We start from the raw sequence: 5,393 nt of genomic DNA, 5'->3' as shown, positions 1-5,393 counted from the left end.
GGCGTCCTCGTGCACCACGCGGGCGCGCGCGCGATCCGCCGCGTACGGGCTGATGAGGCTGACGACGACTATGGCCCCGGCGTCGGCCAGCAGCCTCGCCACCTCGGCGGTGCGGCGCACGTTCTCCGCCCGGTCGGCGGCCGAGAAGCCGAGGTCGCCGTTGAGCCCGTGCCGGAGGTTGTCGCCGTCCAGCAGGTAGGCGCTGCGGCCCTCCGAGAGCAGCCGCGCCTCCACCGCGACGGCGACGGTCGACTTGCCGGAGGCCGGCAGGCCGGTCAGCCACACCGTCGCGCCCGGGTGCCCGAGGGCGGCCCAGCGCTGCTCGCGGCCGACCTGGCCGCGCTGCCAGACCACGTTGGCCGAGCGAGCCGGCTCAGAGGACGTCACGAGTGGACCGCCAGGTGCCGGCGGCGGAGCACGGCGGCGGTCAGGACCGCCAGCGCGAGCGGCACGCCGACCAGCACGGCGGCGGGCAGCTCGAGCCCCGCCTTCGCCAGCAGCGCCAGGCCGGAGGCGAAGATCACGATGCCGAGCGCGGGCCGCAGCCCCTGCTCCGGCAGCCGCGAGGCCAGGCCGGCGCCGATCCACACGCCCGGGATCGACCCCAGCAGGATCGTGCCGGCGAGCGCGAAGTCGACGTTCCCGGAGATCAGGTGCGCGAACGCGGCGACCCACAGCAGCACGGCGGCGTGCGCCACGTCCGTGCCGACGACGCGCCGAGGGCTGAGCCGGAAGCCGATGATGAGGCCGATCGCGATCAGCGTGCCGGAGCCGGCGGACGTGACGCCGAGCACGAACCCGACCGAGCCGCCGAGGGCGACGGCGGCGGCCTTGTGGCGGCGCTGCATGCGGAAGGCGCCGCGCTCGCGGGCCGCGTGGTCGGCGACCGCGAGCGCCCGCAGCAGCACGAGCGCGCCCGTGAGCAGCAGCGTCCCGCCGATCGTGAGGATCATGAAGGTGTCGAAGTCGGCGCCGATCGCCGTCCGCATCCGGTCCAGGAACCACACGCCGGCGAGCGCGCCCGGGCACGAGCCGAACGCGAGCCACAGCGCCATCCGGGGGAAGACCGTCCCCTTGCGCAGGTGCCGCAGGCCGCCGACGGTCTTCGTGATCGCCGCGTACGCGAGGTCGGTGCCGACCGCCACCACCGGCTTGATCCCGAAGACCAGGATCAGCAGCGGCGTCATCAGCGAGCCGCCGCCCATGCCCGTGGTCCCCACCAGGACGCCCACGCCCAGCCCGAACAGGACGATCGCCGGATCCATCAGGGGACCAGGTGCAAGCCGCACTCGATCTTGTCGGTGCCGGCCCAGCGACCGTCGCGGCCACCGCCGGCCACCGTGCAGTGCATGCAGCCGATCGAGTCGTAGCCGCGGTCGTGCAGCGGGTGGTAGGGGACGTCGTGCTCGGCGATGTAGCGCCAGACGTCCTTGTCCGACCAGTCCGCCAGCGGCGCGCACTTGAGCTTGCCGGGGTGCCCGGAGTCCGGCCCGAGCTTGGGCGTGCCGGCCCGCGCCGGCGACTGGTCGCGCCGCAGCCCGGTGATCCAGGCGTCGACCTCGGCGAGCGCCCGCTCCAGCGGCTCGACCTTGCGCATGCCGCAGCAGGCGTCCGGGTCGCGCTGCCACAGGCCGTCGATCCATTCGCCCCGGTAGACGTCGATCTCGATCTCGTAGCGCTGCTCGGTCCGGCGCCAGGTCTCGTAGGTCTCCGGGAACAGCACCCCGGTGTCGAGCGTGAAGACCCGCGCCCGCGGCTCGATCCCCAGCAGGATGTCGAGGATCACCGACGCCTCCTTCTGGAACGAGCACGCGACGTACAGGCGCGGGTGGTGCTCGGCCACGACATGAGCGAGCACCTCCTGCGCGCTCAGGGCCTCGAGGTCCGGGGGAGCGGCACGCACGGCCGCAGAGGTTAGCCGCCTACTCGGTGGTCACCGCCCGCAGCACGTCGACCCGCGAGGCGCGGCGCGCCGGGGGGATCGCCGCCACCACGCCGGCCAGCGCGGCGAGCACCGCGACGACGACCAGGGTGACCACGGGGAGCTCGAACACGAAGCCCTCGTCGGCGAGCGGGCGCGACACGATCGCCGCGAACGCGATCCCGAGCACGATGCCCATCAGCGCGCCGATCGCGGCCGTGATCACCGACTCGCCGCGGATCATCCGCTTGACCTGGCGGCGGCTCATGCCCACCGCCCGCAACATGCCGAGCTCGCGCGTGCGCTCGTGGACGGACAGCGCGAGCGTGTTGACGATGCCGAGCAGGGCCACGATCACCGACAGGGAGAGCAGCGCGTAGACGAGGCCCACGAGGCCGGCGACCTGCTGGTTCTGCTCCTCCTTGAAGTCCTCGATCGTCTGCGGCTTGGCGGTCGGGAAGTCGGCCAGCGCGGCCTGCTCGGCCCGCTTGAGCGCCTCCTGGTCGGCGCTGCCGGCGACCATCGCGAACGCGATGTCGTCGGACTCCCACGCGTTGACGAGCGAGCTGTTGCCGACAAGGACGCCGCCGACGATCCCCGCCGCCGCGTCGTAGATCCCGCTCACGCGGTAGGAGACCTCGTCGCCGCGCGCGGTCGTGAAGGTCAGGCTGTCGCTCACCCCGATGTCGCGCTCGTCCGCGAACTCGTCGTTGACCGCGGCGTTGCCGGTCCCGAGCCCGGAGAGCACCGCGTCCGATCCCTCGACCCACTCGAGCGTGAGCACGTCGCGCACGGTGCCGGTGTCCACGCCGCTGACGCTCGTGGTGCCGGTCTCGCCGGCCAGCCGGCCGGTCTCGAACCGGAACGAGGAGACGGCGGTCACGCCGTCGACCTGCGCCAGGCGCTCGGGGACGCCCTCCGACAGTGGCGAGAACCCGTCCTCGTGGGTGACGATGCTCTCGGCGCGCACCTGGTCGTCGATGCCCTTGTCGATGGTCGCGCTCAGGCCCGCGGCGAAGATCGTGACGAGCACGACGAGCGCGACGCCGATCATCAGCGCCGAGGCGGTCACCGCCGTGCGCTGCGGCTGGCGCCTCGCGTTCTCGCGCGCGAGCCGGCCGGTCAGGCCCTGGAGGCGCTCGAGCGGGCGGCCGATCACGCTGCTCAGCGGGCGCACGAGCGTCGGCGCCAGCAGCGCGAGCCCGAAGATCATCAGCACGGTGCCCAGGCCGAGCAGCGTGGCGGTCGCGCTCCCGGAGCCGGCGTCGCCGACGAGGCCGTAGGCGAGCACGAAGACTCCGGCGGCCTCCACCAGCGCCGCGGCGACGATCCGGCGCCGCCGCAGCGGGCGAGCTCCGGGCGTCTCGGAGTCGCGCATCGCCTCGACGGGCAGGACGCGCATGGCGCGGCGGGCGGGGACGAAGCCGGACGCGATCGTGGCCACCATGCCCACCACCAGGCCGACGATCACCGTCCGCGGCTCGAGCACGATGCTCGTCGTCCCGAGGTCGATGCCGAACGCCTCCAGCAGCGCGGCCAGCCCCGGCGCCAGCAGCAGGCCGCCGGCGATGCCGAGGACCGACGCGACGAGCCCGATGGCCACGGTCTCGACCAGCACGGAGCGCATGAGCTGCTGCCGCGACGCGCCGAGCGTGCGCAGCAGCGCGAACTCCTTCGTGCGCTGGGCGACGGTCACGGCGAAGGTGTTGAAGATCAGGAAGCCGCCGACGAGCAGCGCGACGCCGGCGAACACGAGCAAGGCGATGCGGATGAAGCCGAGCGCGTCCGAGAGGTCCTGGGCCGTCTTCGCGGCCTGCTCCTCGCCCGTGCGGACGGCGAAATCGCGCCCCAGCGCGCCCGCGATCGCGGCCTTGAGCTCCTCAGGCGACGTGCCGCTCTCGGCGGCCACGCTGATGTCGTGGTAGCCGTCCACGGCGAGCATGCGCTGCGCCTCGGGCAGCGTCATCAGGACCAGGCGGGAGCCGGCGAGGTTCTCCGAGTCGCCGAGCGTGGCGACGCCGGACACCGTGTACTGCTTGCTCGGCGCACGGGCGGAGACGGTCACCGTCTCGCCGGCGCCGAAGCCGTACTCGTCGGCCGTGCCCTTGTCGAGCACCACCTCGTCCGGGCCTTCCGGCGGGCCGCCGTCGGTGTACGTGAACGGGTCGAACCGCTCGGGCCCGTGGGAGACGATCAGCGTCGGCGGGCCCTGGGAGAGGATCGGCTCGCCCTCGCGGTCGAGCAGCGCGGCGTCGAGCGACACCGAGCCCATGGCCTCCTCCACGCCCGGCACCGCCTCGATCCGCTCCAGCGTCTCCGGAGCCATCGGCGGCGGCGTGGCGAAGTCCTCCTCCACCGCCATCCGCGACTGGACCGACACGTCGACGCCCTTCTGGGTCCGCTCGAACAGGTCCTTGAACGACGCGTCGATCGTGTCCGTGAACACGAACGTGCCCGCCACGAAGGCGACGCCGATGACCACGGCGAAGCCGGTGAGCGCCGTGCGGAGCTTGCGGGCCAGCAGGCCCTTGAGCGCGACCTTGAGCATGCGGCTAGGCCACGGCCTTCATCAGGTCGAGCACGCCCTCGGTGCTCTCCCCGTGACCGTCGTGCACGACCTGGCCGTCGTTGAGCACGACGATCCGGTCGGCCACCGACGCCGCGTGGGCGTCGTGCGTGACCATCACGACCGTCTGGCCGAAGTCGTCGGCCGCCTGGCGCAGGAGCGCCAGCACCTCGTCGGAGGAATGCGAGTCCAGGTTGCCGGTCGGCTCGTCGGCGAACACCACCGCGGGGCGGTGGATGAGCGCGCGGGCGACGGCGACGCGCTGCTGCTGGCCGCCGGACAGCTCGGACGGGCGGTGGTCGAGACGGTCGCCGAGCCCGACGGCCTCGATCAGCTGGTCCAGCCACTCCTGGTCGGGCTTGCGGCCCGCGAGCGTCAGCGGGAGGCGGATGTTCTCCTCGGCCGTGAGCACGGGCACGAGGTTGTAGGCCTGGAAGACGAAGCCGAGGCGGTCGCGGCGGAGCCGCGTGAGCGCCTTGTCGTCGAGGTTGGCGAGCTCGGAGCCGTCGACCACGACGGAGCCGGCGGTCGGCCGGTCGAGCCCGGCGAGCAGGTGCATGAGCGTGGACTTGCCGGAGCCCGACGGGCCCATGATGGCGGCGAACTGGCCCGCCGGGAAGGCGGTGCTCACGCCGCGGAGGGCATGGACGGCCGTCTCGCCCTCGCCGTAGACGCGGCGGAGTTCGGCGGTGGCGACGATCGGGCGCGAGGCGAGGTCGGTCATATCGACAGCATCGTGCAACCACCCGGCCGTTAGGCGGTGGATGCCCGGTGAATCCGGGGTACGGCTGGCCGTACCTAGTGGTTCCGTCCGTAAGTTCGGCGCATAACCCGGTGGAGTCCGGGTCGTGTCTGCCGGTGCACGGCAGGCGCTCGCATACTGGTGGTACGTGTGCGCCTGCCGGG

Annotated in this window: 4 protein-coding genes and 1 pseudogene; all 5 read right to left on the bottom strand. The window is 73.2% G+C overall.

The genetic code is table 11. The features are described from left to right. Positions 1–369 (bottom strand): annotated as a pseudogene (locus tag ACRDSK_RS31410) (adenylyl-sulfate kinase); the annotation flags it as partial. 14 nt (positions 370–383) lie between these two features. Then, positions 384–1,265: a sulfite exporter TauE/SafE family protein gene (locus ACRDSK_RS31405; protein ID WP_431445021.1), complete on the bottom strand. Its 882-nt coding sequence runs from the start codon at positions 1,263–1,265 to the stop codon at positions 384–386. Next, positions 1,265–1,903 (bottom strand): phosphoadenylyl-sulfate reductase, encoded by a 639-nt coding sequence (locus ACRDSK_RS31400; RefSeq protein WP_431445020.1) that lies wholly within the window; start codon positions 1,901–1,903, stop codon positions 1,265–1,267. The genes ACRDSK_RS31405 and ACRDSK_RS31400 overlap by 1 nt, the downstream gene beginning before the upstream one ends. Before the next feature lie 19 nt (positions 1,904–1,922). Then, positions 1,923–4,469, bottom strand: coding sequence for an ABC transporter permease (locus ACRDSK_RS31395; protein ID WP_431445019.1), 2,547 nt, complete (start codon positions 4,467–4,469; stop codon positions 1,923–1,925). 4 nt (positions 4,470–4,473) lie between these two features. Next, on the bottom strand, positions 4,474–5,211 hold the full coding sequence (locus ACRDSK_RS31390; RefSeq protein ID WP_431445018.1) for an ABC transporter ATP-binding protein: 738 nt from the start codon (positions 5,209–5,211) through the stop codon (positions 4,474–4,476). Positions 5,212–5,393: the final 182 nt, after the last annotated feature.

It is taken from the genome of Actinophytocola sp., from assembly GCF_050699915.1.
In the GTDB taxonomy this organism is placed as follows: Bacteria; Actinomycetota; Actinomycetes; order Mycobacteriales; family Pseudonocardiaceae; genus Actinophytocola.
Note: the sequence above shows the minus strand (reverse complement) of the source record. Positions and strands in the feature narration are given on the sequence as shown.

Excerpts from the sequence above, each read along its gene's own strand:
- ACRDSK_RS31405 (WP_431445021.1), bottom strand. The coding sequence starts at position 1,265 with ATGGATCCGGCGATCGTCCTGTTCGGGCTGGGCGTGGGCGTCCTGGTG.
- ACRDSK_RS31395 (WP_431445019.1), bottom strand. The coding sequence starts at position 4,469 with ATGCTCAAGGTCGCGCTCAAGGGCCTGCTGGCCCGCAAGCTCCGCACG.
- ACRDSK_RS31390 (WP_431445018.1), bottom strand. The coding sequence starts at position 5,211 with ATGACCGACCTCGCCTCGCGCCCGATCGTCGCCACCGCCGAACTCCGC.